We start from the raw sequence: 22,765 nt of genomic DNA, 5'->3' as shown, positions 1-22,765 counted from the left end.
GTCGCGTGTGGCGGCGACTGGGCGTGCTCGACTGGATCAGGATCGGGCTGCTGGTGCTCGGGCTGGTCTTCGTGGCGACCGGGCTGCTGCCGGTGCGGGAGGCCGAGGAGAGCCTGAGCGACATAGCGCCGCTGCTGGTGTTCCTCGTGGGCATCATCGTGCTGGCGGAGCTGACCAAGGAGGCGCAGGTCTTCGACGCCATGGCGGCGAGGATGGCGGTGCTCGGGCGCGGCAACTATGCCGCGCTTTTCGTGTTGTGTACGGCCTTCGCGTCCCTGGTCACGATATTTCTGAACCTCGACACGACCGCGGTGTTGCTCACCCCGGTCATGCTGGCCCTCGCGCCCAAGGCCCGCATCGCCGCGCTGCCGCTGGCGATGACCACGATCTGGCTGGCCAACACGGCGAGCCTGCTGCTGCCCGTCTCCAACCTGACCAACCTGCTGGGCATGGAGAAGATCGGCCTGGACGCCCAGGCGTTCGCCGGCCGCATGGCGGCGCCGCAGCTCGTGTCGATCCTGGTCACGATGGCGTTCCTGTGGGTGTTCTACTGGCGTCGGGGCGAGCGGCGCGACCTGCGCTACACGCCACCGGTGCTGGAGCCGGTCGGCGACCGGGTGCTGTTCGCCGCCGCGTCCGTGGCCTGCCTGCTGTTCATCGGCGCGCTGCTGGCCGAGGTGGAGGTGGGGGTCGCCGCCGCGGCCGCCGCGCTGATCGTCGTCGCGGCGTTCGCCGTGCGCGACCGCCGCCGGCTCCGCTGGGGGCTGGTGCCCTGGCAACTGCTGATCTTCGTGACCGGGCTGTTCCTCGTGGTGCCCACGCTCAGCAGGTACGGCCTGGCCGACCTGATGGCCGGGCTGCTCGGCCCCGGCCACGACCCGTACCGGACGGCCGCCGTGGGCGCCGGGCTGGCCAACGCGATCAACAACCTGCCCGCGTACACGGCGGTCGAGGCGGTGGTCGCCGGCGAGCGGCAGGACCAGCTCCTCGCCCTGCTCGTCGGCACGAACGTGGGCCCGGTCGTCACGCCGTGGGCGTCGCTGGCGACGCTGCTGTGGTTCGAGTCGTGCCGCCGGCACGATCTCCAGGTGCCCATGGGCCGTTTCCTGCTCACGGGTGCCGGGCTCGCCCTGGTCGGCCTCCCGCTCACGGTGTGGGCGCTCGTCGCGACGTCCTGACGGGCAGTCAGTCTCCGGGACAATGATGCGCATGACTGTCATGCGACATTTCGGACTGGCCATATCCGCGACGCTCGCTGCCGCCGCTCTGGCGGGATGCGGCTCCTCCACCCCCGCCGCCCCCTCTCCCGCGGCCGCTCCTTCCAGCTCGGCCGAGGCGTCGGCCTCCACGGCTCCCGCATCGCAGGGCGCGGTGCACACGGTCAAGCTGGAGGTGCTCGGCAAGGGCAAGAACATGCAGCCGATCGCCTACGTCGCCGGCTCCAGCGGCAGCGTCACGGACGCCGCCCTGCCCTGGTCGAAGACGGAGAAGGTCGAGATGACCGCGGCCGAGCAGCGGGTCGGCCGCCTGGTGTCCATCGTGGCGGGCTCGGTGCGGGCCGACAACGGCATGCTGGAGGCCGCGAAGTGCCGCATCACCGTCGACGGCGAGAAGGTGGCCGACGGCGAGGGCATGTGCAAGTACACCATCAAGGACCAGGCCGCCGGCTGATCAGCCGACCAGCGCGAGGAGGCCGGGCAGGGCGCGCGGGTGGGCCGCGACGAAGCTGCGGTCGTCGGCCGTGCCGTCGAAGCGGTCCTCGAACGGCCCGCCGTCCAGCGCCCGGATCTCGATGCCGGCCTCCCGCGCGAGCAGCGCGCCGGCGGGCAGGTCCACCGCCTCCGCCCGGTAGCCGACGATGCCGTCGATGTCGCCCCTGGCGAGCATCGCCCACGACAGCAGCGGCGCCCACAGTTGCAGCATCCGCCTGGCCCGCAGTTCCAGCCGGGCCTTCAGCGCGCACGCGGCGGGGTCGTCGCGCGCCACGTCGTACCCCTGCGTCCACGCCAGCAGCGGCCCGTGCGGCGACGGGTGGTACGGCGCGGCGAGCGGCGCGCCCGATGTGGTGACGGCGCCCCCACCGCGGATGGCCGACCACGTCTGGCACGAGACGGGGTCGTGGACCACGCCCAGCACGGGCCGCCCGCAGTGGCACAGCGCGACGCCCACGACGTAGGCGGGCAGCCCGATGGCCACGTTGTTGGTGCCGTCGAGGGGGTCGACCAGCCAGGTCCACTCCCCGCCGGCCGCCCCGAGCAGGCCCGCCTCCTCCGCGATGACCGCGTGGGAGGGGAACGCGGTGAGGATGCGTTCCAGCAGCAGCTTCTCCGACGCCAGGTCGAGGTCGGTCACCAGGTCGCCGGCCGCGCCCTTGGCCCGCACCCCGAGCGCCCCGCCGGCACGGGACTGCAGCAGCGCCCCCGCCGCCTCGGCGGCCTCGACCGCGACCGCGCGAGCGTGTTGCAGGTCCATGGGCACCCCTCAGGTCAGGCGGGCGGCTATCAGGCTCACCACGTGTGCGGTCTCACCGGCGTCGAGCGGCCGCCGGCGGACCCGGTGGACGCCCCCGTGGAGCGGGCCGAGCGACAGGTCACGGCCGCCTGGCCGGCTCCTGCCGAGCGCGATCGTGGCGGCCTCGCCGCCCGCGGGCACCACGCTGCTGTGGAAGCTGTCGGCGGGCAGTGTGTACGTCTGGCCCGGCCCGAACCTCTCGACCCGGCCGGTCGCGTGCCGCACGGTGCGGCGGGTCGGCGTGATGTGGTCGCCGTCGGCGGTGCTGACCACCTCGAACACCCGGTGCGTGGCATCCGGCCCGGCGTCGGTGACCACCGCGTGCACGTTGCGTACCTGGCCGTACAGCACGTGGCTGACCAGGTCCCAGCTGTGGCAGTGGATCTGCGACGTGGTGATCTCGGCGGGGGCGAACCTGCCGGACCACAGGTGCAGGCACACGCCCTCGCCGCCCTGCCGCTCCAGCGGCAGGCAGACGAAGCCGAGCGGATGACGCACGGCCGTGACGCTACCCGACAGGGCCGCCAGCGCCCAGGCCCGCGCGCGGCCCCCGGCGATCTCCTGGTAGACCCCTTGGCGGCTCATGGCGCGTACGGGTTGACGGCCCGCAGGGCCTTGCGGGCGATGTCCACGACGTCGTGCTCGTTGTACGACCGGGGAAGGGGCACGCCGATGTGTTCGAACAGCTCCTGCACCTCCTCGACGGTCGGCTCGTCGCTGAGCGGCACCTTCTTGTACATCTCCAGCGGCACCCGGCGCGCCTGCTCGAAGCTGAGCCGCAGCTCGGTGTCGCAGTTTTCGTAGTAGAAGGTCCCGGACAGCGCCGTCATCGCCCGGTTGGGGTCCTCGACCGTCATGATCAGCCGGGTGGCCGACAGGTCCCAGCGGAACGTCGTCATCGTCGCCGACAGCGCCACGCCGATGTCGAGCAGCCCGTAGCGCTGCCGGTGCCAGAACGCGGCCAGGATCGTGGCGTAGGACTCCTTGCGCGCCCGGTCGGTCGTCCACCTCTCGCCCGTGCCGTCGGGCGCGTCGGACAGGGAGCGCCGGTAGTGGGCGTAGGTCTCGCACACCTCGGCGTTGGTCGGGTCGATCACCTCGACCCGGACCGTCAGGTGGCGCTTGACCCGGCGCGAGGCGGCCACGCACTCGGGCAGGATGACGGCGCGCAGGTAGGTGCCGGTGCCGCCCTTGAAGCTCCACCGGGTGGTGTCCTTGCGCGCCTCGGCGTGCGCCTGCGCGATCTCCTGCCTGCTGCCCAGCACGCGGACGAGCTGCAGGGCGTCGAGGGCCTTGCGGGTGCCGGCCACCAGGGTGTCGATCTGGTCGAGCCGGTCCAGGCGCTCGGGCAGGCCGGCCAGCGCCCCCGAGGTGATCGTCCGCTCGACGGGCGCCTGCCGCAGCCGGTCGCGCAGCAGCGCCGTGGCCACCAGCGCGAGGATCAGCAGGGTCGCGGCGCTGACGAGCTGCTGCTGGACCTCGGCGCCCTCCTTGCCGAAGATCTCCTCGGGGATGAGGCCCAGCACGCCGACCACGATGGCCAGCGTCAGGGCGATCGCGCCGTCGGCGTTCTTGGCGGCCCATGGTGCGGCCCGGCTCCACGCCGACATGAACCGTGACATCGCTGGCCCCGCATCCGACGATCAGTCAGTCCCCGACGTCATGGTAACGATCGCCCCACGCGACTGCCAGCACGAGGGAGATAAACCCGTGCCCGGCTCGACGGGCGGCGCGGGCCGCGGCCCGGCACCGCCCGGGGTGTCCGGCGGGTCAGAACCAGCCGCGGTGGCGGGCCATCTGCTCCAGGCCGCGCTGCAGCGCGTGCTCGGCCGCGGCCGGGTCGGCGTCGTAGTGGACGGTGAACCTGTTGTAGGTGTCGTGGCTGGAGGTCAGGAAGCCGCCCCGCTTGTCGGCCTCCAGGATGACGTCCATCTGCCGCGGCCCGGCGATGAACGTCAGCTCCAGCTCGTTGAAGTAGCGCCGCCACTGGCCGCCCGCGAAGTACTCGATCTCCTGGAAGAACGGCATCGTCGAGCCGTACAGCGTGCCCCGCTCCAGGTCGGCCTTCTTGAACTGGAAGCCCATCCGGCCGAGCGCGCCGAGCACGTGCTCCTGCGCGGGCAGCGGGCCGACGAACAGCGGGTCGAGGTCGCCCTTGTCGATCGCGCCGGCCAGCGCCAGCTCGGTCCGCACGCCCAGCTTCATGCCGGGCAGCGGGTGTCCGGCGACGGCGCTGACCGGAGTCTCCCACGGCATCGGGATCTCGAACGGCTGGCTGTGCTGGGCGCCCGCGGCGAGCTGGAACGTCCCGGCGACCTGCTGGCGCAGGAAGCTGTAGGTCGTCTTGTACTCGTTGTCGCCGCTCTCCACCTCGACCACGGCGGTCAGGTCGATGAAGATGCCCTCGACCTTGTAGTCGGAGCCGCCGCCGCGGAAGTGGACGACGCCCTTCAGCGCCTCGCCGGGCCGGACGGTGGCGTTGGTCAGCACTGTGTCGACTTCGACGCCCGCGCCGAACGCGGCCATCAGCTTGCGGAACACCATGGGGTTCTCTCCTCCTATGCGTTGGGGGCGTGGCCGTTGTGGTTGCCGGAGATCTGCCCGGCCGAGATGCGGGGCAGCAGCTGGGCCAGCAGCAGCGTGGACAGCGCGGAGTCGCCGGCGCCCTGCTGGGTGCGCACGACCAGCGGCTGGGGGGCGTTCTCCGCCAGCTTGGCGCCCACGTCGAGCCGCCGCCTGGCCAGCTCGTACTGGAGCACGGCCCGGTTGTCGCGGTAGGACTCGGCCAGCCGGCGCAGCGCCTTGGCCTCGTTCTCGGCGGAGGTCAGCTCGGCCCGGCCACGCGCCTCGATCTCCCAGCGCACGCGCTGCGCCTCGGTCTCCTGCTCCTCCAGCATGCGGGCCACGTCCTTGCGCGCCGTGTTGTAGGCGGCCCTGACCTCGACGACGCGGGCGTCACGGGTCTTCTTGGACCGTTCGATCTCCATGAGCAGCGTGTCGATGCGGCGCTTGCGGGTCAGCTCCCACTCGCGCTCGTAGGCCGACAGCTCCTTGGCGACCTTCTCGCGGGTGGCCAGGTGCTGCTGGTACTGGTCGGGCAGCTGCACGTCGGGGATGTTGGCGCCGGTGACGCGCACGCCGTACCGGCCGAGCTGGCGGTTGAGCGCATCCTGCATGTCGCCCACGTCGGAACCGCGCAGGTCGTAGGCGCGCTCGGTGTTGACCCTGCGGCTGCGCTGCCTGATCGCGTCCTGCACGGCGCTCGACAGCACCAGGTCGAAGTTGCCCGCGCCGATCGTGCGGACGAACGCCACCGGGTCGACGATGCGGAACTTCAGGAAGAACTCGATCGACTTCAGCGGCACGTTCTCGGCTGTCGGGCAGGCCACGATGGGCGCCGAGTAGGGGATCTCGGTGGAGGTGTCGACCACGGCGTCCACCCGGTCCCACGGCAGCCACAGGTAGTGGCGGCCCGGCGGCAGCGTGCCGGTGATCGCGCCCCAGCGGCTGCGCACGCCGGTGGTGCCCTCCTCGATCTCGATGATCGCCTTGCGCCACATCAGGATGGCCGCCAGGGCCAGCAGGAACACCGCGGCGAGCGCGGCGACGGCCCTGACGTCGGTCACGACCGCCATGCCGGCGAAGTACAGCGCCACGAACACCAGCGTCATCCACGAGAAGCCGCGCCGGTCCTTGGGGATGACGACGGGCACGAGCTGGCCCTGCTCGCCGCCGCGCAGCAGCTGGCGGATCTCCGACCAGGACGCCAGCGACTCCTTGATCTTCGAGAACTCGCGCCCGCTCATCGGGCCTCACGCTCCAGCTTCTGTACGGGGATCGGGGCGGTGGTCTCGGCGGGGGTCTCCGGGACGGGGGCGGTGGCGGTGGCGACGGTGGGGGCCTCGGAGACGTCCTCGGCCACCTTCCTGAGCAGCGCGGCGATCTCGGCCTCCCGGTTCTCCACGCGCCTGCCGATCTCGCCGAGCCTGGAGCGGATGGCGGTCATGTCCTCGGGCGAGAACAGCGCGGTGCCCTTCCCGCCGACGAGCTGCTGGGCCAGCTCCAGGAAGTCGATGTCGGTCTGCTCGCCCACCTGCACCACCTGCGGCAGCCGGGTCGCGACCGACTCCAGCTTGTCCAGCAGGTCCTGCTGGAAGCGGTAGTCGAGGATCTCCGGCGCCTCGGCCGCGCTCAGCGCCCTGATGTCGAGCGCCTGCGCCTGCAGCAGCGCCGAGTTTGCGTTGGCCGTCGACTCGGCCTCGACCAGGCGCTGCCTGGCCTGTGCCGTGGCCTGGTGGGAGGCGCGTTCGAGTGCGGTGTCCATGCGGGCCTGGTAGCCGGCGATCTCCGCCTGGATGGCGCTCAGCGTCTCCTGCAGGCCGGCCAGCTCCTTGACCAGGTCGCCCTCGTTCTGCTCCTTGCGCAGCTGCAGCTCGTACTCGTAGGTGTAGGCCTCCTTGGCGACCCGCACCATCTCGGGGGCCGCCAGGTCCATCCGGTACTCCTGGCTGGACGGCTCGGCGTGCGTGATGTTGACGTCGGTCAGCCGCACGGCCGGCAGGAACTGCTGGTTGAGGCTCTCCAGCATGCCGAGGGTGCTCTCGCCCACCAGGTCGTAGATGTCCTCGGCCCGCTGGGCGTAGATGAGGGAGCGGGTGACCTCGCTGATGGCGTTCTGCAGCTTGGACTGGAAGCCGCTGACCGAGCCGAGGACGAAGATGAACTCGGCCGGGTTCTCGATCCTGAACTGCAGGAACAGGTCGACGCTCGCCTTGACGCCCTGCTGGGTCGGCGCCTCGCTGATGGGGGCGTTGAAGGGGTACTCGCGCGTGGTGTTGACGATGTAGCTGACCCGCTTCCACGGGTTGAACAGCGTCACCCGGCCCGGGTCGGCGATGTGCACGAGCTTGCCGAACTTGGTGATCAGGGCCTTGCAACCCTCGGGCACCATCACCACGCTGCGCCGCCACCACAGGAACGCGGCGGCGAGCACCAGCACGGCCCAGTAGTGGGGGCCGAAGAACAGCTCGGTCCGCGGGATGACGTTGCCGAGCGCGCCGATCAGGCCGAGTGCGACGAGGACGGCGAGCGGCACGAGCACCTTCGCGGTGCCGCTCTTGGGGATCACCACGGGCGAGATGACGTGCATGCCGTTCTCGGCGAAGCTGCGGTTGACGATCTCGCCGGCCTCGTTCAGCGACGCGGTCCTGGCCTCGATCAGGGTGCCGATGGACACCCCTCCGTCACGAGCGGCGGCGAAGTCGTGCGGGTTCAGCGCGAACCCCTGCTGCCCGCCCTGGCCCCCGTACTGCCCGCCCTGCCCGGTGTACTGCCCGCCCTGTCCGGCGTACTGCGCGACCTGGCCGACGGCCTGGCCCACCGCCTGCCGCAGGTCGCCGCCCTGCGCCACGGCTTGGGCCATGCCCTGACCTGCTTGTCGGAGCGCCTCTCTGGGTCGTGACATAGCACCTTCCTTTTCCGCTACAGGCCGGTTTTGACCGTATCGGCTGCGGCTTGCTGTTCGCTTGCAATGCACATCACAGGTCTATTGCGCTGAATAGCAGGTGTGCTATCGATGTAGTAGATCTACTATCAGGAGTGGTGATGGGCGCAAGGAGCGAGCCGGACGAGCGCGTCAGCTCCACCGGCGCCGCCGCGCTCCCGGGCATGCTCGGCATGGGCGTCGCCTTCAACGGTCTCACCGGGACCGTGGGCACCCTGGCCGTCGAGCGCGAGGACGGCACGTTGCCGCGGGCCAAGGCCCTGCCATAGGGCATGGTGGGCTACCTTGTGGGCCGGGTGGTGTGGCTGTCGCTCACCGCCCCGAGCGGCATGGCGTTCGTGGCGGTCGCGGGCCTGTTCATGGTGCTGGCCGGCGGGCTCACCGCCATCGCGGGGCGGCCGGGCTGCTGTTCCCCCCGCCCATCCTGCGCCGCACGGCCAGGCGCGAGTCCGGCTCGGCCGGCCGTCGTGAAAAGGCACTCCAGCGCATCGGCTGACACAATGAGCCCCGATGAGTGAGACGGTCTACAACCGCATCGCCCTCCTGCGCGCCGAACGCGGCGTCACCCGACGGCAGCTGGCCGAGGCGCTGGGAGTGCACTACCAGACGGTCGGCTACCTGGAGCGCGGCGAATACAGCCCGAGCCTCTATCTGGCGTTGCGGATCGCCGGATACTTCGAGGTGCCGGTCGAGGTGGTCTTCTCCACCACTCCCTTCCCCAGGATCGGCGAGCGGACCGCCTGACGGATGCGACCTCCGCCTGCTGCTCCACCACCGTGCTGAAGTCGCTCGGGCCGGGCGGGCGGATCCGGATGTTCGTGCTCATGACCGCCCCGCCCGTGGACGTGACCAGCGTGGACGTCACGCTGTTCGGGTTCACCCCGATGCGGGGGGTGCCCATCACCGGGTGACGCTTTCTGTCGGTGACGCGGCCTACAGTGGCAGCATGCGACCGGTCACTGATTTGCAGCGGAAGGTGGCGCCCTTCGAGGTCGTCACCGAGATGACTCCCTCCGGCGACCAGCCGACGGCCATCGCCGAGCTGGAGCGCCGCGTCAAGGCCGGGGCCAAGGACAGCGTGCTGCTGGGCGCCACCGGCACCGGCAAGACCGCCACCATCGCCTGGCTCATCGAGCGGCTGCAACGGCCCGCCCTGGTCATGCAGCCCAACAAGACGCTCGCCGCCCAGTTCGCCAACGAGCTGCGCGAGATGCTGCCCAACAACGCGGTCGAATACTTCGTCTCCTACTACGACTACTACCAGCCCGAGGCCTACGTCCCGCAGAGCGACACCTACATCGAGAAGGACTCCTCGATCAACGACGAGGTCGAGCGGCTGCGCCATTCGGCCACCAACTCGCTGCTCACCCGCCGCGACACGATCGTGGTCGCGTCGGTGTCGTGCATCTACGGCCTGGGCACGCCGCAGGAATACGTCGACCGCATGGCCAGGCTCCGCGTCGGCATGGATGTCGACCGCGACCAGTTGCTGCGCCGCCTCGTCGACATGCAGTACGCGCGCAACGACCTCGCCTTCACGCGGGGCACGTTCCGGGTCCGCGGCGACACGATCGAGATCATCCCCAAGTACGAAGAGCTCGCCGTGCGCATCGAGATGTTCGGCGACGAGATCGAGAAGCTCTCGACCATGCACCCGCTCACCGGTGAGGTCATCACCGAGGACGAGGAGCTCTACATCTTCCCCGCCTCCCACTACGTGGCGGGCGAGGAGCGGATGGCGGCGGCCGTGGGCGGCATCGAGGCGGAGCTGGCCGGGAGGCTGGAGGAGCTGGAGCGCCAGGGCAAGCTGCTGGAGGCCCAGCGGCTGCGCATGCGCACCACCTACGACATCGAGATGATGCGCCAGATCGGCACCTGCTCCGGCATCGAGAACTACTCGCGCCACATGGACGGTCGCGAGCCGGGCAGCGCGCCCAACACGCTGCTCGACTACTTCCCGGAGGACTTCCTGCTGGTCCTCGACGAGTCCCACCAGACCGTGCCGCAGATCGGCGCCATGTACGAAGGCGACGCCTCCCGCAAGCGCACCCTGGTCGACCACGGCTTCCGCCTTCCCTCGGCGCTCGACAACCGGCCGCTGAAGTGGGAGGAGTTCCTGGAGCGCATCGGCCAGACCGTCTACCTGTCGGCCACGCCCGGCCCCTACGAGCTGGGCCGGGTCAAGGGCGATGTGGTCGAGCAGGTCATCCGCCCGACCGGTCTGGTCGACCCCGAGATCGTCGTCAAGCCGACCAAGGGCCAGATCGACGACCTGGTCCACGAGATCCGTGAGCGCGCCGAGCGCGACGAGCGGGTCCTGGTCACCACGCTGACCAAGAAGATGTCCGAGGACCTGACCGACTACCTCCTGGAGCTCGGCATCCGGGTTCGCTACCTGCACAGCGAGGTCGACACGCTGCGCCGCATCGAGCTGCTGCGCGAGCTGCGCGTCGGCGAGTTCGACGTGCTCGTCGGCATCAACCTCCTGCGCGAGGGCCTCGACCTGCCCGAGGTGTCGCTGGTGGCCATCCTCGACGCCGACAAGGAGGGCTTCCTCCGCTCCGAGACCTCCCTCATCCAGACGATCGGCCGCGCCGCCCGAAACGTCTCGGGCCAGGTCCACATGTACGCCGACAAGGTCACCCCGTCGATGGAGCGGGCCATCGACGAGACCAACCGGCGCCGCGCCAAGCAGATCGCCTACAACGAGGCCAACGGCATCGACCCGCAGCCGCTGCGCAAGAAGATCGCCGACATCCTCGACTCGTTGCAGCGCGAGGACGCCGACACCGACAAGCTCCTCGGCGGCGGCCGCCAGCAGTCCCGCGGCAAGGCGCCGGTGCCCGGCTTCGCCGCCAAGCAGGCGGGCCAGCACGCCAAGGCCATCGCGGGCGAGATGCCGCGCGCCCAGATGGAGTCGCTGATCGAGTCGCTGACGGAGCAGATGCACCAGGCGGCGGCCGACCTGCAGTTCGAGGTGGCGGCCCGGCTGCGCGACGAGATCAAGGAGCTCAAGCGCGAGCTGCGCGACATGAAGGAGGCAGGGGTCAGGTAGAGGCGCACCCAGCCCCCGCCGGAAAACGTCCGTACGGGCGGCACTCGACACACCGGACCGGCCGACCCGGGCGGCATTCGACACCGGACCGGCCGACCCGGGAGGTCTCCGGCCGGGCACCCGTGGGGAGCTGCTCGGCTGCAGCCGTAGGCGGCGTGGATCACGTCGTCGAGCGCGAAAGAGGCGGTGCGTGGAGGAGATTCGCCTACCCGGAGGCTGGATCAACGAGGTCGTCAGGGTCGGTGACACCGTGCGCCGGCCGTTGCGTTCCCGCAGCCGTTTCGTTCACGAGCTGCTGAAACTCCTGCGACAACGAGGCTGGCCCGCAGCTCCCCGGTTCCTCGGTGTGGACGAGCGCGACCGCGAGATACTGAGCCACATCCCCGGCCACGTCCCCTGGCAGGAGTGCCGGACACCCGGCGTGACCTCGCGCCGGGCCCTGGCCCGCGTCGCGGAGCTGGTCCGCGAGTTTCACGACCTGACGGCGGGCACGGCCCTCGCCGGTGCGGAGGAGGTCGTCTGCCACAACGACCTGTCCCCGAAGAACACGGTGTACCGGGGCCCGGACGACGGCCTGCTGCCGGTCGCGTTCATCGATTGGGATCTGGCCGCGCCGGGCTCCCGCATCCAGGATGTCGCCCACGTGTGCTGGCAGTACCTCGACCTGGGCCCCTCGGTGACGGACCTCGCCGATACCGGTCGTTCGCTGCGGTTGATCTGCGATGCCTACGGGCTGACCGGCCGTGACGGCCTCGTCGAGACGATCCTGTGGTGGCAGGACCGCTGCCGGCACGGGATCGAGGCGGGCGCGGCGGCGGGAGACCCCGCGATGCGCCGGCTGCTGCACGCGGGCGTGCCCGGGTCGTTGCGAGCCGCGTACGCCTGGGTCGCCCACCACCGCAGTGAGCTGGAGCGCCGTCTGTGATGCCGCTCCTCGCTGAGCCGGAGCGCCGTCTGTGACGCCGCTCCTCCGTGAGCCGGAGTGCCGACTGCGCCTACTCACCATCGCGTGTGGAGCACGACGACCGCGTGGGACGGCGCTCCGGACGCCGGGTTCGCCTGGGCGGGTTGAGAGAGCACCGTCTGCGCTGGCCGGCCGCCGGATGCGGGCTTGCGGCGGTTTCCCGATGCCAGGTGGCGGACCGGCGCAAGCCGTCACAGAGGTAGGTCGGGGGTGGCGGATAATCGCGTGAAGTGCCGCCAGCCGCCGCGTACGGTGCCCGTATGCGGAGATGTGACGAATGCTCCCATCGGGAGCCGGCCGGCGCTCCCGGTTGTCCTCGGTGCGCCCGGATGGTGGACGGCATCGTGGAGGACGGATGGCGGGCGTTCCTGGCGCGGGAGTTCGGCACGGTGCGGCCGGATGACGAGGTCGCCATCGCGGAGATGGTCGTCGACGAGCCCGACCGGCACGACTGGCGGGTCGTGGACGCCGCCTACGACCGGCTGGCCTGTGACGAGTGCGGGGAGCGGCTGAGCCGCGGGCCCGCGGGGTGCGGGCCCTGCGACCTGGCCAACGGCTTCCGGTACGCGGCCGTCGAGACGCCCCGGCCGGGAGTGCACCCGTACAACGAGCACGCGTTGCGGGTCAACGTGTCGGTGGTGCGGCGGCCGTCGGGCATCTCGCCGACCGAGGTGCTGCTGCGCGCGATGGCGCTGCCGGTGTTGCTGGAGGGCGTGACGCCGACCACGGCGCAGGCGCAGGCCACCCGCGCGATGGCGAACAAGGGGGCCGACATCGAGGCGATCGCCGCCAGGGTCTACGAGGAGTGGGGAGGCGGCTGATCAGATGACGCGGTCGAGGTCGAGGTCGAGGTCCACATCGAAGCCGATGTTCGTGACCAGTCGCTTGCGGTGGATGCCGGTGGGTACGTATGCGCGTACGGCCGGTTCCAGCTCGAACGTGTAGGCCACGGGGTGTCCGTCCTCCTGCTCCACTCGCCAGAAATGCCGAATGCCCGCGTCGGAGTATTTGATCGGTTTGGTGGTGCGGTCCAGATCCACCGACTCCTCAGATACGACCTCGACGACCAGATGGACGTCTTGTGGGTTGAACGTCGTCACCTGCGACTCCAGCGCTGAGCGCTTCACCAGCAGGATGTCGGGCTCGGGGCGCTGGCGCATGCCAAGAGTTATGGCCATCTCACGGGCGACGACAAGCTCATGAGGTGGCTTGAGGGACTGCTCGAGCAGCCGAAGCGTGAGCATGTGGAATGCGGTTTGCGGTGACATCATGACGAGTGACCCATCGATCAGCTCGACGTGCGGGGGCGCGTCGGGGGGGAGGTGGTCGAGCATGTCGGCGGTCCACCCACCCTCAGGGCCGGGGTAGAACCACTCCGGAAGGGCTGTGCTCATCGCTATGCCTCCTCGGCGATATCACGCCGTGGACCGATCATGTCACGTGCCGTAGTCGTCAGGGGCGGTCTCTGCGCTCTTCCATGGTCTTGCGGTAGAGCTCGTCGATCTCGTCCAGCGGGTCGGGCGTGCTCCGGCGGGCCTCCAGCTCCAGGTCGGTGCGGGCGTGCAGGTCGTCGATGCCCGAGCCGGCGTGGTGCACCTGGTGGCCGAGCAGGTCGGCGCGCAGGCGGGCGCACATCGCCGTCAGCTTCGCCTGGTGCTCCCGGAGCTTGCCCAGGGTGGCGTGGTCGACGTACGGCGACACGCGGCGCTGCTGGGCGTACATGCCGAGCTGCGCGTCGTGCACGTCGGCCTGGCGGGTCAGGTCGGCCAGCAGGTGGGGCAGGTCGCCCAGGCCCCAACCCTGCTGCTGCGCCTGCTCGACGGCCTGGCGGGTCAGCGACACCTCGCGCCGCAGGTCGAGCCGGAGCCGTTCGACCTCGGCCGCGTCGCCGGTGCCCATGGCGTTGACGTGGGTGGTCAGCCGGGTCGTCGCCTGCTTGGCCTTGGTCGCCGCCTTCCTGCCCACCTTGACCAGGAAGTAGACGCCCACCCCGGTCAGCAGCAGGAGGAACGCCAGAACCACCAGCACGATGAGAAGCAACTCGCTGATCGCGTCCACCTCCTGATCGGGTCACTGCCCTAGAGGATAGTGCGCCCGATGCGCCGGTGGACCTTGCTACGCCAATGCATGCGGCCACGGAACGGCGGGAGGCAGCCGGCGGGACGTAGGGCGTGTGGGCGTCTGGGCGGGGGCCGTGGAGCGCCCACACGCGGCCTACGCCGCCGGCGTCGGACATCGGCCGCGCCCGCCGATGGTATGGACGGGCTCGTCGTGAGCGCGTCAGCCCGGAGAGGGAGACTCCGTCAGCCCCCCGGATGAGCCGGTGCTTCCGGCGGGTTGTGGCCGGGATACCGGCGTGCGGACGATGTGCCGGTTATGTCCCCAAGGGTGTCAAGCCGTACCTGACCTGGGCGGACTGCACGCGTGGCAGCGGATCCGTCCGTGCCGTCGCGACCTGCTACAACGAGCGGCGGCAAGAAGAAGACCGCTCGCGGCCTGTGGGTGTACGTCGGGAGGAAGTCCGAGGCGCTGTGCCCCTGCGCCTACCCGCGCGCCGTCGACCGTACTGACCTTCCCGGCTGATCGCGGCGGTGCCGCCGACGGCCCCACCCGCCGAGCCCTTGGATGGGAGCGATCAGCGCTCGGCGGGGTGGCCCGAGGGCGGGGGCGCGGCGCGTTGCCTGCGGCGGGCGCGGATGCGGCGGGCCTTCCTGACCGCCCACCACCCGAACAACACCAGCGGAACCAGCGCCACGACCACCAGCAGCGGCGCGAACACCGCCACCAGGCTCATGCCCAGCGACCCGGCGTCCTCCACGGTGCTCGCCACCGGCGCGCCCACGCCGGCCGTGCCCGCGTTGATCGCCGGACGGGACACCGCCTTGAGTGCGTGTACGGCCAGCGCCAGGACGATGCCCAGCAGCCAGCCCGCCCACGGGTGCTCGGTCATCCACGTCGACCGGTCCAGCTCGGCGGCGGCGCTCGTGGCGCTGAACACCACGCCGCCGGACGCGGGGCGTACCACCGTCTGGATGGCGTCGTTGACCGAGTCGACGGCCGGCACCTTGTCGAGCACCATCTCGGCGGCCAGCAGCACGGCGATCACGGCGAGCACGCCCCAGTTGGACAGCCAGCCGTAGCCGTCGGGCAGCCTGACCGCGTCCGTGAGGTTGGCGAGCACGCCCACGACGAGCAGCGGGATGTAGGCGTTCAGTCCGGCGGCCGTCGACAACCCGAGCCCCGTCAGCGCAGCGAGCATGACTCCAGTCTGCCCGCCCGCCCCGGAGCGCGAGCGGGCCGCGGGAACGTCACCCGGACAGGCGGTGCAGGCGTTCCACGGCGTCGGCGAACTCGCTGACCATCTCGTAGACCACCTCACGGGCCGGCCTCACCTGGTCGAGCTGGCCCACGACCTGGCCGACGAAGTAGTTGGCCAGCTCCACGGCCCCCGGCTCGCCGCGTTCGGCGGCGGCGCCGATGCGGGCCATCGCCTCCTCGGCCATCAGCAGTTGCAGCGGCATGCCCAGCGGGCCGGGGCTCTCCTGCGCGGCGTCCCACTCCTCGGTCCAGGCCGACCTGAGCTGGCGGGCCGGCTTGCCGGTACGGGAACGCGACCTGACCGTGTCGAGCGAGGAGGCGGCGAGCATCTTGCGCTTCACCGCGGGCGCCGTCTCGGCCTCCTCGGTGGTCAGCCAGACCGACCCGCACCACACGCCCTCCGCGCCGAGCGCGAGCGCCGCCGCCATCTGCCGCCCGGACGCGATGCCGCCGGCGGCCAGCACCGGGACCGGAGCGACGGCGTCCACCACCTGCGGGACCAGCACCATCGTGGAGATGTCGCCGGTGTGGCCGCCCGCCTCGGTGCCCTGGGCCACGATGAGGTCGGCGCCCGCCGCGACCTGCCTGCGCGCGTGCTCGACGGTGCCGACCAGCGCCGCGACCGGGACGCCCGCCTCGCGTGCCTGGGCCACCATCTCGGCCGGTGGCGGACCCAGCGCGCTGGCGATCAGCCCGATGGGGTGCTTCAGCGCCACGTCGATCAGGCCGGTCGCGCCCGCCGCGGTGACCCGCCGCCCCACCTCGTCCGCCGACCCGGCGGCCGGGGAGGCGGCGGAGCGCGCGGCAGGGCCCGCCACGGGGCCGAGTGACACACCCGAGGGCGGGGCGGTCAGGCCGTACTTGGAGAACAGGTGCGCGACGAAGTCGCGGTGCCGTTCGGGGATGGCGTCGGCCAGGCGGGCGTCCACGTCCAGCGCCGAAGCGTCGATCTTGCTGGGTACGAGCACGTCGACGCCGTACGGCCGGCCGCCCACCCGCTCGTCGATCCAGGTGAGCTCGGTGTCGAGCTGCTCGGGCGAGTACGCGATGGCGCCGAGCACCCCGAAGCCGCCCGCGTTCGTCACCGCGGCCACCACATCACGGCAGTGGCTGAAGGCGAACAGCGGGAACTCGATGCCCAGGCGCTCGCAGATAGCGGTCCGCATGACCTGACGCTAACGGTCCGAATATCGTTCGGTCCAGCCTCGCGGACCCATCAGTCGGCGATCAGGGCGCGGGGATCAGGGTGCGGCGGTCAGGACCTGGTGATGAGGACGCGGTGGTCAGGGCGTGGCGGCCGGGCGCGGTGGTCGGGCGCGGGTCAGGACGCGGTGGCCCGCCGGTCCGATGTCAGCGGGTGGCCGGTCGGCGCGTTCCAGCCCAGCGCCGGGTCGTAGCTGCGCACCACCTTGGCCGGCACACCCGCCACCACGCTGTGGTCGGGGAACTCCCCGCGCACCACCGCGCCGCCCGCCACCACGCACTGCCGCCCGAGCCGCGTGCCCGGCAGGACGATGGCGCCCGCGCCCAGCCACGAGCCGGCGCCGATCGAGACGGGGGCGTTGCGCGGCCACTGCCTGCCGATCGGCACGTCTGGGTCGTCGTAGACGTGGTTCTGGTCGGTGATGTAGACGTACGGCCCGGTGAAGACGTCGTCGCCGATCTCGATCGACTGGTGGGCCACGATGTGCGAGCCGCGGCCGATGGAGCAGCCGCCGCCGATGCGCAGGATCGCGTCGGGTCCGAGGTCGGGGCCGGGCATCATGCCGCAGGAGATCGACACCCGCTCGCCGATGAGCGTGTGGTCGCCGATCTCGATCCACCGCTCGCCGAAGATCGCCCCCGGCGGGAAGGCGATCTTGACCCCGTCGCCGATCCGGCGGAACCGGTGCCCCGCGGGACTGCCCGCAGTGATGGCGCCGGCTTCGCGGATCGCCGCGTAGGCTCGGTGAATCAGCGTGCCCATGACCCGCCGTACGACTGACATAGCGCCCAAAGTTACCGCTAGGTCATACCGTTCCGGCATGTCGGGGACGTTGTTTGATATCCTGAGAGCCCGTGGACACTTCGACCACGCCTCGAGCCACGGGAGCCCCTTTGCGCAGCGCATCGCAAACCAAGCATCTGTTCGTCACCGGCGGTGTCGCCTCCAGTCTCGGCAAGGGGCTCACGGCGTCCAGCCTCGGCCGCCTCCTCAAGGGACGCGGCCTGCGGGTCACCATGCAGAAGCTCGACCCCTACCTCAACGTCGACCCCGGCACGATGAACCCGTTCCAGCACGGTGAGGTGTTCGTCACCGACGACGGCAGTGAGACCGACCTCGACGTCGGCCACTACGAGCGCTTCCTCGACACCGACCTGCACGGTTCGGCCAACGTGACCACCGGCCAGGTCTACTCCAACGTCATCGCCAAGGAACGGCGGGGCGAGTACCTGGGCGACACCGTCCAGGTCATCCCGCACATCACCAACGAGATCAAGGACCGCATCCGGGGCATGGCCGGCCCCGACGTCGACGTGGTCATCACCGAGGTGGGCGGCACGGTCGGCGACATCGAGTCGCTGCCGTTCCTGGAGGCCGTCCGCCAGATCAGGCACGAGGTCGGCCGCGACAACGTCTTCTTCCTGCACGTGTCGCTGCTGCCGTACATCGGCCCGTCCGGCGAGCTCAAGACCAAGCCCACCCAGCACAGCGTCGCCGCGCTGCGCAGCATCGGCATCCAGCCCGACGCGATCGTGCTGCGCTCCGACCGGCCGGTGCAGGCCGCGATCAAGCGCAAGATCAGCCTGATGTGCGACGTGGACGAGGACGCCGTCGTCTCCGCCGTCGACGCCGCCTCCATCTACGACATCCCCAAGGTGCTCCACGCCGAGGGGCTCGACGCGTACGTGGTGCGCCGGCTCGGCCTGCCGTTCCGCGATGTCGACTGGAAGGAGTGGGACCAGCTCCTGCAGCGTGTGCACCGCCCCGCCAAGGAGGTCACCATCGCCCTGGTCGGCAAGTACATCGACCTGCCCGACGCCTACCTGTCGGTCACCGAGGCGCTGCGCGCGGGCGGGTTCGCCAACGACGCGCGGGTCAACATCCGCTGGGTCAAGAGCGACGACTGCGAGACCCCCGAGGGCGCCGAGCGCGAGCTCGACGGCGTCGACGGTGTGCTGATCCCCGGCGGGTTCGGCGTGCGCGGCATCGAGGGCAAGATCGGCGCCATTCGCCACGCCCGCGAGAACAAGATCCCGCTGCTCGGCATCTGCCTCGGCATGCAGGGCATGGTCATCGAGGCCGCCCGCCACCTGGCCGGGATCGCCGAGGCCAACTCCGCCGAGTTCGACCCCGACACCAAGCACGCCGTCATCTCCACCATGGCCGACCAGGAGGACGTCGTCGCCGGCGAGCGCGACATGGGCGGCACGATGCGGCTCGGCAGCTACACCGCCAAGCTCGGCGAGGGCACGCTGGCCAGGCAGCTCTACGGCGGCAAGGCCAAGGCCGACGAGCGCCACCGCCACCGCTACGAGGTCAACAACGCCTACCGCGAGCGGCTGGAGAAGGTCGGCCTCGTCTTCTCCGGGCTGTCGCCCGACGGCCGCCTGGTCGAGTACACCGAGCTGCCCGCCGACGTGCACCCGTTCTTCATCGGCACGCAGGCCCACCCCGAGTTCCGGTCGCGGCCGACCCGCGCCAACCCGATGTTCAGGGGCCTCGTCGGCGCGGCCCTCGCCTACGCCGACGGCCGGGTGGCCGCCAAGCAGTCCGCCGTCGCCAAGCAGTCCACCGCGGCCCAGCAGTCCGCCGTCGCCAAGGCGGCCAAGTGAGGATCGAGGACGTCCCCGAGTCGTGGGAGGTCGTCGCGTCGCAGCAGCGGTTCAAGGGCCACGTGATCGAGGTGGTCACCGACACCGTGCGGATGCCCGGCGACGAGGTGGCCGACCGCGACTACGCCGTCCACCCGGGATCGGTCGCGGTGGTCGCGCTCGACGACCGCGACCGCGTCCTGCTGATCCGCCAGTACCGTCACCCTGCCCGCCGGCTGCTGTGGGAACTGCCCGCCGGCCTGCGTGACGTGGAGGGGGAGTCGCTGGTCGAGGGTGCGGCGCGGGAGCTCGCCGAGGAGGCGGGTCACCGCGCCGCCACCTGGCACACGCTCATCGACCTGATCACCTCGCCCGGCATGACGAACGAGCGGATCCGCGTCTTCCTCGCCCGCGACCTGGAGCCGATCCCCGAGGCCGAGCGCGACTTCGTCCACCGGCACGAGGAGATCGGCATGCCGGTCGAATGGGTGCCGCTGGCCGACGCCGTGCGACGGGCCCTCGCGGGAATGATCCACAATTCCCCGGCCGTGGCCGGTATCCTCGCCGCGTACGCGGCCTCGGCCGAGGGCTACGCCACGCTGCGCCCCGCCGACGCCCCAGAGGCGTGACGGAAGGACCCACTCGTGGAGCCGGTGCTGTCCAGCTACCTCGCCCATCTGGCGGTGGAGCGGGGGCTGGCCGCCAACACGCTGGCCTCCTACCGTCGTGACCTGCGCCGCTACCTCGACCACCTGCGCTCGCGTGGCCGCGCCACGCTGGGCGAGGTGGGCGAGGCCGACGTGCGCGACTTCCTGGCGGCGCTGCGCGAGGGCGACGGCGAGCACCCCGCCCTCGTGGCCAGCTCGGCCGCGCGGGCGGTCTCGGCCGTGCGCGGGCTGCACCGCTTCGCGCTGCGCGAGGGCGTCACCGCCCACGACCCCGCCCACGAGGTGCGGCCGCCGCGCCAGCTCCGCAGGCTGCCCAAGGCGATCGCCGTCGACGAGGTCGAACGGCTCATCGCCGCCTCCGGTCCCGAGGGCGCCCCGCTGACCCTGCGCAACCGCGCGCTGCTGGAGGTCCTGTACGGCACCGGCGCCCGCATCTCCGAGGCCGTCGGCTTGGCCGTGGACGACCTGGAGGACGACCAGGTGCGCCTGCGCGGCAAGGGCGGGCGGACCCGCGTCGTGCCGCTCGGCCGCTACGCCCGCGCCGCGCTCGACGCCTACCTGGTCAGGGCCAGGCCCGGCCTGCTGGCCCACGGCCGCGGCACGCCGGCGGTGTTCCTGAACGCGCGGGGCGGCCGGCTGACGCGGCAGGGCGCCTGGGAGGTGCTCCAGGCCGCCGCCGAACGAGCCGGACTCGACGGGATATCCCCGCACGTTCTCCGCCATTCCTTCGCGACCCACCTCCTCGACGGAGGCGCCGACGTCAGGGTGGTCCAGGAGTTGCTCGGCCACGCCTCGGTGACGACGACCCAGGTCTACACCCTGGTGACGGTCGACAGGCTCCGCGAGGTGTACGCCGCCGCGCATCCCCGCGCCCGTCAGTGATCTATAGTCGTTTGCGACGTGCGGCGCCCCCGGCGTGCCGCCTTGCCGCGTTAAGTGGTGACGCCATAGTGTCCGTCCGGACGGTCCGGTTCGGGATCGTCAGGGAGGTTCGAGCTGGTGACTGTGACGACCAACGGTTCGACCCCGGGGACCCCCGACAACCCCTGGGGTGACACCAAGACCGACGCGCCCTCCACCGGCGTGAATCTGGGGCCCACCCGGCGCCCCCGCCCGGTGTTCCCCGACCCGGTGCCCCCTCGGGAGCACGGGCCGGCGCGGGTGGTCGCGATGGTCAACCAGAAGGGCGGGGTGGGCAAGACCACCACCACCATCAACCTCGGCGCCGCCCTCGTCGAGTGCGGCCTGAAGGTGCTGCTCGTCGACTTCGACCCGCAGGGCGCGCTGTCCGTGGGCCTCGGCATCAACCCGCTGCAGCTCGACCTCACGGTCTACAACCTGCTGATGGACCGGGGCGTCACCGCCGAGGACGTGCTGCTGGAGACCGGTGTCGAGGGCCTCGACCTGCTGCCCAGCAACATCGACCTGTCCGCCGCCGAGGTGCAGCTCGTCACCGAGGTGGCCCGCGAGCAGGTGCTCGGCCGCGTGCTCAAGCCGCTGCTGCCGCACTACGACGTCTGCCTCATCGACTGCCAGCCGTCCCTCGGCCTGCTCACGATCAACGCCCTCACCTGCGCCCACGGCGTGATGGTGCCGCTGGAGTGCGAGTTCTTCGCGCTGCGCGGCGTCGCCCTGCTCATGGACACCATCTCCAAGGTGCAGGAGCGGCTCAACGACCAGCTCGAGATCGAGGGCCTGCTCGCCACCATGTACGACGCGCGCACCCTGCACGGCCGCGAGGTGCTGGCCCGCGTCGTCGAGGCGTTCGGCGACAAGGTCTTCCACACTGTGATCAACCGCACGGTCCGCTTCCCCGACGCCACGGTGGCCGGTGAGCCGATCACGACGTTCGACCCGTCCTCGCTCGGCGCCAACGCCTACCGCGAGCTGGCGCGCGAAGTGCTCTCCCGCTGGCCCGCGCCTGCCACAATGGCCAGGTGACGGCGGAGGCACAGCAGCAGACCACGGGTTTCCAAGTCCACCTCGACGTCTTCGAGGGCCCGTTCGACCTGCTCCTGGGGCTGATTGCCAAGCACAAGCTGGACATCACCGAGGTGTCCCTGTCGAAGGTCACCGACGAGTTCATCTCCTACATCCGCTCGCGCGGGCCCGAGTGGGACCTCGACCAGACCAGCCACTTCCTGCTGGTCGCGGCCACGTTGCTGGACCTCAAGGCGGCCCGGCTGCTGCCGTCCGGCGAGGTCGAGGACGAGGAGGACCTCGCCCTGCTCGAAGCCCGTGACCTGCTGTTCGCCCGGCTGTTGCAGTACAAGGCGTACAAGGAGGTCGCGAAGGTCTTCGCGGGCCGGATGGCCGACGAGGCGCTGCGCTTCCCGCGCGCCGTGCCGATGGAGCCGCAGTTCGCCGACCTGCTGCCCGAGCTGATCCTCGGCATCGGGCCGGAGCAGCTCGCGCGGATCGCCGCCCGCGCCTTCACCCCCAAGGCGCCGCCCACGGTCAGCGTCGGCCACATCTACCAACCGCTGGCCAGCGTCCGCGAGCAAGCCGCTATCCTTGTCCAGCGCTTGCGGCGCATGCGCAGGGCCACCTTCCGGGCCCTGGTGGCCGACTGCGAGGGCACCTTCGAGGTCATCGCCCGGTTCCTGGCCGCCCTGGAGCTCTTCCGGGAGTCGGCGGTCACGTTCGAGCAGGTCGAACCCCTGGGCGACCTGTACGTCACCTGGACGGGGAGCGACGACGGGGACGTCGCGGTGGGCGACGACTACGAGGAGAGCGCGGAGAAGACCACTGATGACTGACCGTCCCGACGACGTCCCGCCCCCGCCCCGCGCGCCCTCCGACGCGGCGCTGCCCGCCTGGATGACCCTTCCGGGCTCCCTGGTGGTCCCGCCGCAGCCCCGCGAGGAGACGCCCTCCCCGGGTCGCGAGGAGACGCCCTTCCCGGGTGTGGCCGACGAGACCCCTGCCACGCCGGTGGACGCGCCCCCCGC

At 71.2% G+C, this 22,765-nt stretch carries 24 protein-coding genes; 13 read left to right on the top strand and 11 right to left on the bottom strand.

Annotated elements, in window-relative coordinates:
- Window positions 1-5: 5 nt before the first annotated feature.
- Window positions 6-1,178: an ArsB/NhaD family transporter gene (locus tag FHU36_RS01925; protein WP_312891389.1), complete on the top strand. Its 1,173-nt coding sequence runs from the start codon at window positions 6-8 to the stop codon at window positions 1,176-1,178.
- Window positions 1,179-1,209: 31 nt separating this feature from the next.
- The gene (locus tag FHU36_RS01920) at window positions 1,210-1,671 is read left to right on the top strand and encodes an MmpS family transport accessory protein (RefSeq protein WP_185082084.1); all 462 of its coding nucleotides are present in this window, start codon (window positions 1,210-1,212) and stop codon (window positions 1,669-1,671) included.
- On the opposite strand, the gene FHU36_RS01915 is transcribed toward FHU36_RS01920, so the two are convergent.
- From FHU36_RS01915 to FHU36_RS01890, 6 genes are all read right to left on the bottom strand, one after another.
- Entirely contained in the window at window positions 1,672-2,472 is an 801-nt protein-coding gene (locus tag FHU36_RS01915) for an inositol monophosphatase family protein (protein ID WP_185082083.1), read from the bottom strand.
- 9 nt (window positions 2,473-2,481) lie between these two features.
- Window positions 2,482-3,096 carry a hypothetical protein gene (locus FHU36_RS01910; protein ID WP_185082082.1) on the bottom strand — a complete coding sequence of 205 codons (615 nt, stop codon included), beginning with the start codon at window positions 3,094-3,096 and terminating at the stop codon, window positions 2,482-2,484.
- Window positions 3,093-4,133: a hypothetical protein gene (locus FHU36_RS01905; RefSeq protein ID WP_246501919.1), complete on the bottom strand. Its 1,041-nt coding sequence runs from the start codon at window positions 4,131-4,133 to the stop codon at window positions 3,093-3,095. The genes FHU36_RS01910 and FHU36_RS01905 overlap by 4 nt, the downstream gene beginning before the upstream one ends.
- Window positions 4,134-4,281: 148 nt before the next feature.
- Window positions 4,282-5,055 (bottom strand): sporulation protein, encoded by a 774-nt coding sequence (locus FHU36_RS01900; protein ID WP_185082081.1) that lies wholly within the window; start codon window positions 5,053-5,055, stop codon window positions 4,282-4,284.
- 14 nt (window positions 5,056-5,069) lie between these two features.
- Complete coding sequence (locus FHU36_RS01895; RefSeq protein ID WP_185082080.1) at window positions 5,070-6,317, bottom strand: SPFH domain-containing protein; 1,248 nt, start codon at window positions 6,315-6,317, stop codon at window positions 5,070-5,072.
- Window positions 6,314-7,933 carry an SPFH domain-containing protein gene (locus tag FHU36_RS01890; RefSeq protein WP_246501917.1) on the bottom strand — a complete coding sequence of 540 codons (1,620 nt, stop codon included), beginning with the start codon at window positions 7,931-7,933 and terminating at the stop codon, window positions 6,314-6,316. Before FHU36_RS01890 ends, FHU36_RS01895 begins: the two co-directional genes overlap by 4 nt.
- A gap of 182 nt (window positions 7,934-8,115) precedes the next feature.
- Here FHU36_RS01890 and FHU36_RS01885 point away from each other — a divergent pair, with 182 nt between their 5' ends.
- The 6 genes from FHU36_RS01885 to FHU36_RS01865 all read left to right on the top strand — a co-directional run bounded on the left by FHU36_RS01885 (window position 8,116) and on the right by FHU36_RS01865 (window position 12,854).
- The gene (locus FHU36_RS01885) at window positions 8,116-8,283 is read left to right on the top strand and encodes a hypothetical protein (protein WP_185082079.1); all 168 of its coding nucleotides are present in this window, start codon (window positions 8,116-8,118) and stop codon (window positions 8,281-8,283) included.
- Between the two features lie 241 nt (window positions 8,284-8,524).
- Window positions 8,525-8,758 (top strand): helix-turn-helix transcriptional regulator, encoded by a 234-nt coding sequence (locus FHU36_RS01880; RefSeq protein WP_185082078.1) that lies wholly within the window; start codon window positions 8,525-8,527, stop codon window positions 8,756-8,758.
- 32 nt (window positions 8,759-8,790) lie between these two features.
- Window positions 8,791-8,925: a hypothetical protein gene (locus FHU36_RS45400; protein WP_281394140.1), complete on the top strand. Its 135-nt coding sequence runs from the start codon at window positions 8,791-8,793 to the stop codon at window positions 8,923-8,925.
- Window positions 8,926-8,960: 35 nt separating this feature from the next.
- Window positions 8,961-11,069, top strand: coding sequence for an excinuclease ABC subunit UvrB (gene uvrB / locus FHU36_RS01875; RefSeq protein WP_221495737.1), 2,109 nt, complete (start codon window positions 8,961-8,963; stop codon window positions 11,067-11,069).
- 190 nt (window positions 11,070-11,259) lie between these two features.
- Window positions 11,260-11,994: a phosphotransferase gene (locus tag FHU36_RS01870; protein ID WP_185082077.1), complete on the top strand. Its 735-nt coding sequence runs from the start codon at window positions 11,260-11,262 to the stop codon at window positions 11,992-11,994.
- Window positions 11,995-12,362: 368 nt separating this feature from the next.
- Window positions 12,363-12,854: a hypothetical protein gene (locus FHU36_RS01865; protein ID WP_221495736.1), complete on the top strand. Its 492-nt coding sequence runs from the start codon at window positions 12,363-12,365 to the stop codon at window positions 12,852-12,854.
- On the opposite strand, the gene FHU36_RS01860 is transcribed toward FHU36_RS01865, so the two are convergent.
- The 5 genes from FHU36_RS01860 to FHU36_RS01840 form a co-directional block, all read right to left on the bottom strand.
- Window positions 12,855-13,367 (bottom strand): Uma2 family endonuclease, encoded by a 513-nt coding sequence (locus FHU36_RS01860; RefSeq protein WP_246501915.1) that lies wholly within the window; start codon window positions 13,365-13,367, stop codon window positions 12,855-12,857.
- Window positions 13,368-13,485: 118 nt separating this feature from the next.
- Window positions 13,486-14,091, bottom strand: a complete 606-nt coding sequence (locus FHU36_RS01855; RefSeq protein WP_185082075.1) for a hypothetical protein — start codon at window positions 14,089-14,091, stop codon at window positions 13,486-13,488.
- Window positions 14,092-14,668: 577 nt separating this feature from the next.
- The gene (locus tag FHU36_RS01850) at window positions 14,669-15,292 is read right to left on the bottom strand and encodes a DUF4126 domain-containing protein (RefSeq protein ID WP_185082074.1); all 624 of its coding nucleotides are present in this window, start codon (window positions 15,290-15,292) and stop codon (window positions 14,669-14,671) included.
- 49 nt (window positions 15,293-15,341) lie between these two features.
- Window positions 15,342-16,517 carry an NAD(P)H-dependent flavin oxidoreductase gene (locus FHU36_RS01845; RefSeq protein WP_185082073.1) on the bottom strand — a complete coding sequence of 392 codons (1,176 nt, stop codon included), beginning with the start codon at window positions 16,515-16,517 and terminating at the stop codon, window positions 15,342-15,344.
- A 155-nt stretch (window positions 16,518-16,672) separates the two neighbouring features.
- The gene (locus tag FHU36_RS01840) at window positions 16,673-17,338 is read right to left on the bottom strand and encodes an acyltransferase (protein WP_246501914.1); all 666 of its coding nucleotides are present in this window, start codon (window positions 17,336-17,338) and stop codon (window positions 16,673-16,675) included.
- Window positions 17,339-17,448: 110 nt separating this feature from the next.
- Here FHU36_RS01840 and pyrG point away from each other — a divergent pair, with 110 nt between their 5' ends.
- The 5 genes from pyrG to FHU36_RS01815 all read left to right on the top strand — a co-directional run bounded on the left by pyrG (window position 17,449) and on the right by FHU36_RS01815 (window position 22,573).
- Window positions 17,449-19,167, top strand: a complete 1,719-nt coding sequence (pyrG, locus tag FHU36_RS01835; RefSeq protein WP_185082072.1) for a CTP synthase — start codon at window positions 17,449-17,451, stop codon at window positions 19,165-19,167.
- Window positions 19,164-19,775, top strand: a complete 612-nt coding sequence (locus tag FHU36_RS01830) for an NUDIX domain-containing protein (protein ID WP_185082071.1) — start codon at window positions 19,164-19,166, stop codon at window positions 19,773-19,775. Before pyrG ends, FHU36_RS01830 begins: the two co-directional genes overlap by 4 nt.
- Window positions 19,776-19,790: 15 nt before the next feature.
- Complete coding sequence (locus FHU36_RS01825; RefSeq protein ID WP_185082070.1) at window positions 19,791-20,696, top strand: site-specific tyrosine recombinase XerD; 906 nt, start codon at window positions 19,791-19,793, stop codon at window positions 20,694-20,696.
- Window positions 20,697-20,813: 117 nt separating this feature from the next.
- Window positions 20,814-21,755, top strand: coding sequence for a ParA family protein (locus FHU36_RS01820; protein WP_101782914.1), 942 nt, complete (start codon window positions 20,814-20,816; stop codon window positions 21,753-21,755).
- Window positions 21,752-22,573, top strand: a complete 822-nt coding sequence (locus FHU36_RS01815) for a segregation and condensation protein A (RefSeq protein WP_185082068.1) — start codon at window positions 21,752-21,754, stop codon at window positions 22,571-22,573. The genes FHU36_RS01820 and FHU36_RS01815 overlap by 4 nt, the downstream gene beginning before the upstream one ends.
- The last annotated feature ends 192 nt before the right edge of the window (window positions 22,574-22,765 follow it).

Source organism: Nonomuraea muscovyensis, assembly GCF_014207745.1.
Lineage (GTDB): Bacteria > Actinomycetota > Actinomycetes > Streptosporangiales > Streptosporangiaceae > Nonomuraea > Nonomuraea muscovyensis.
Note: the sequence above shows the minus strand (reverse complement) of the source record. Positions and strands in the feature narration are given on the sequence as shown.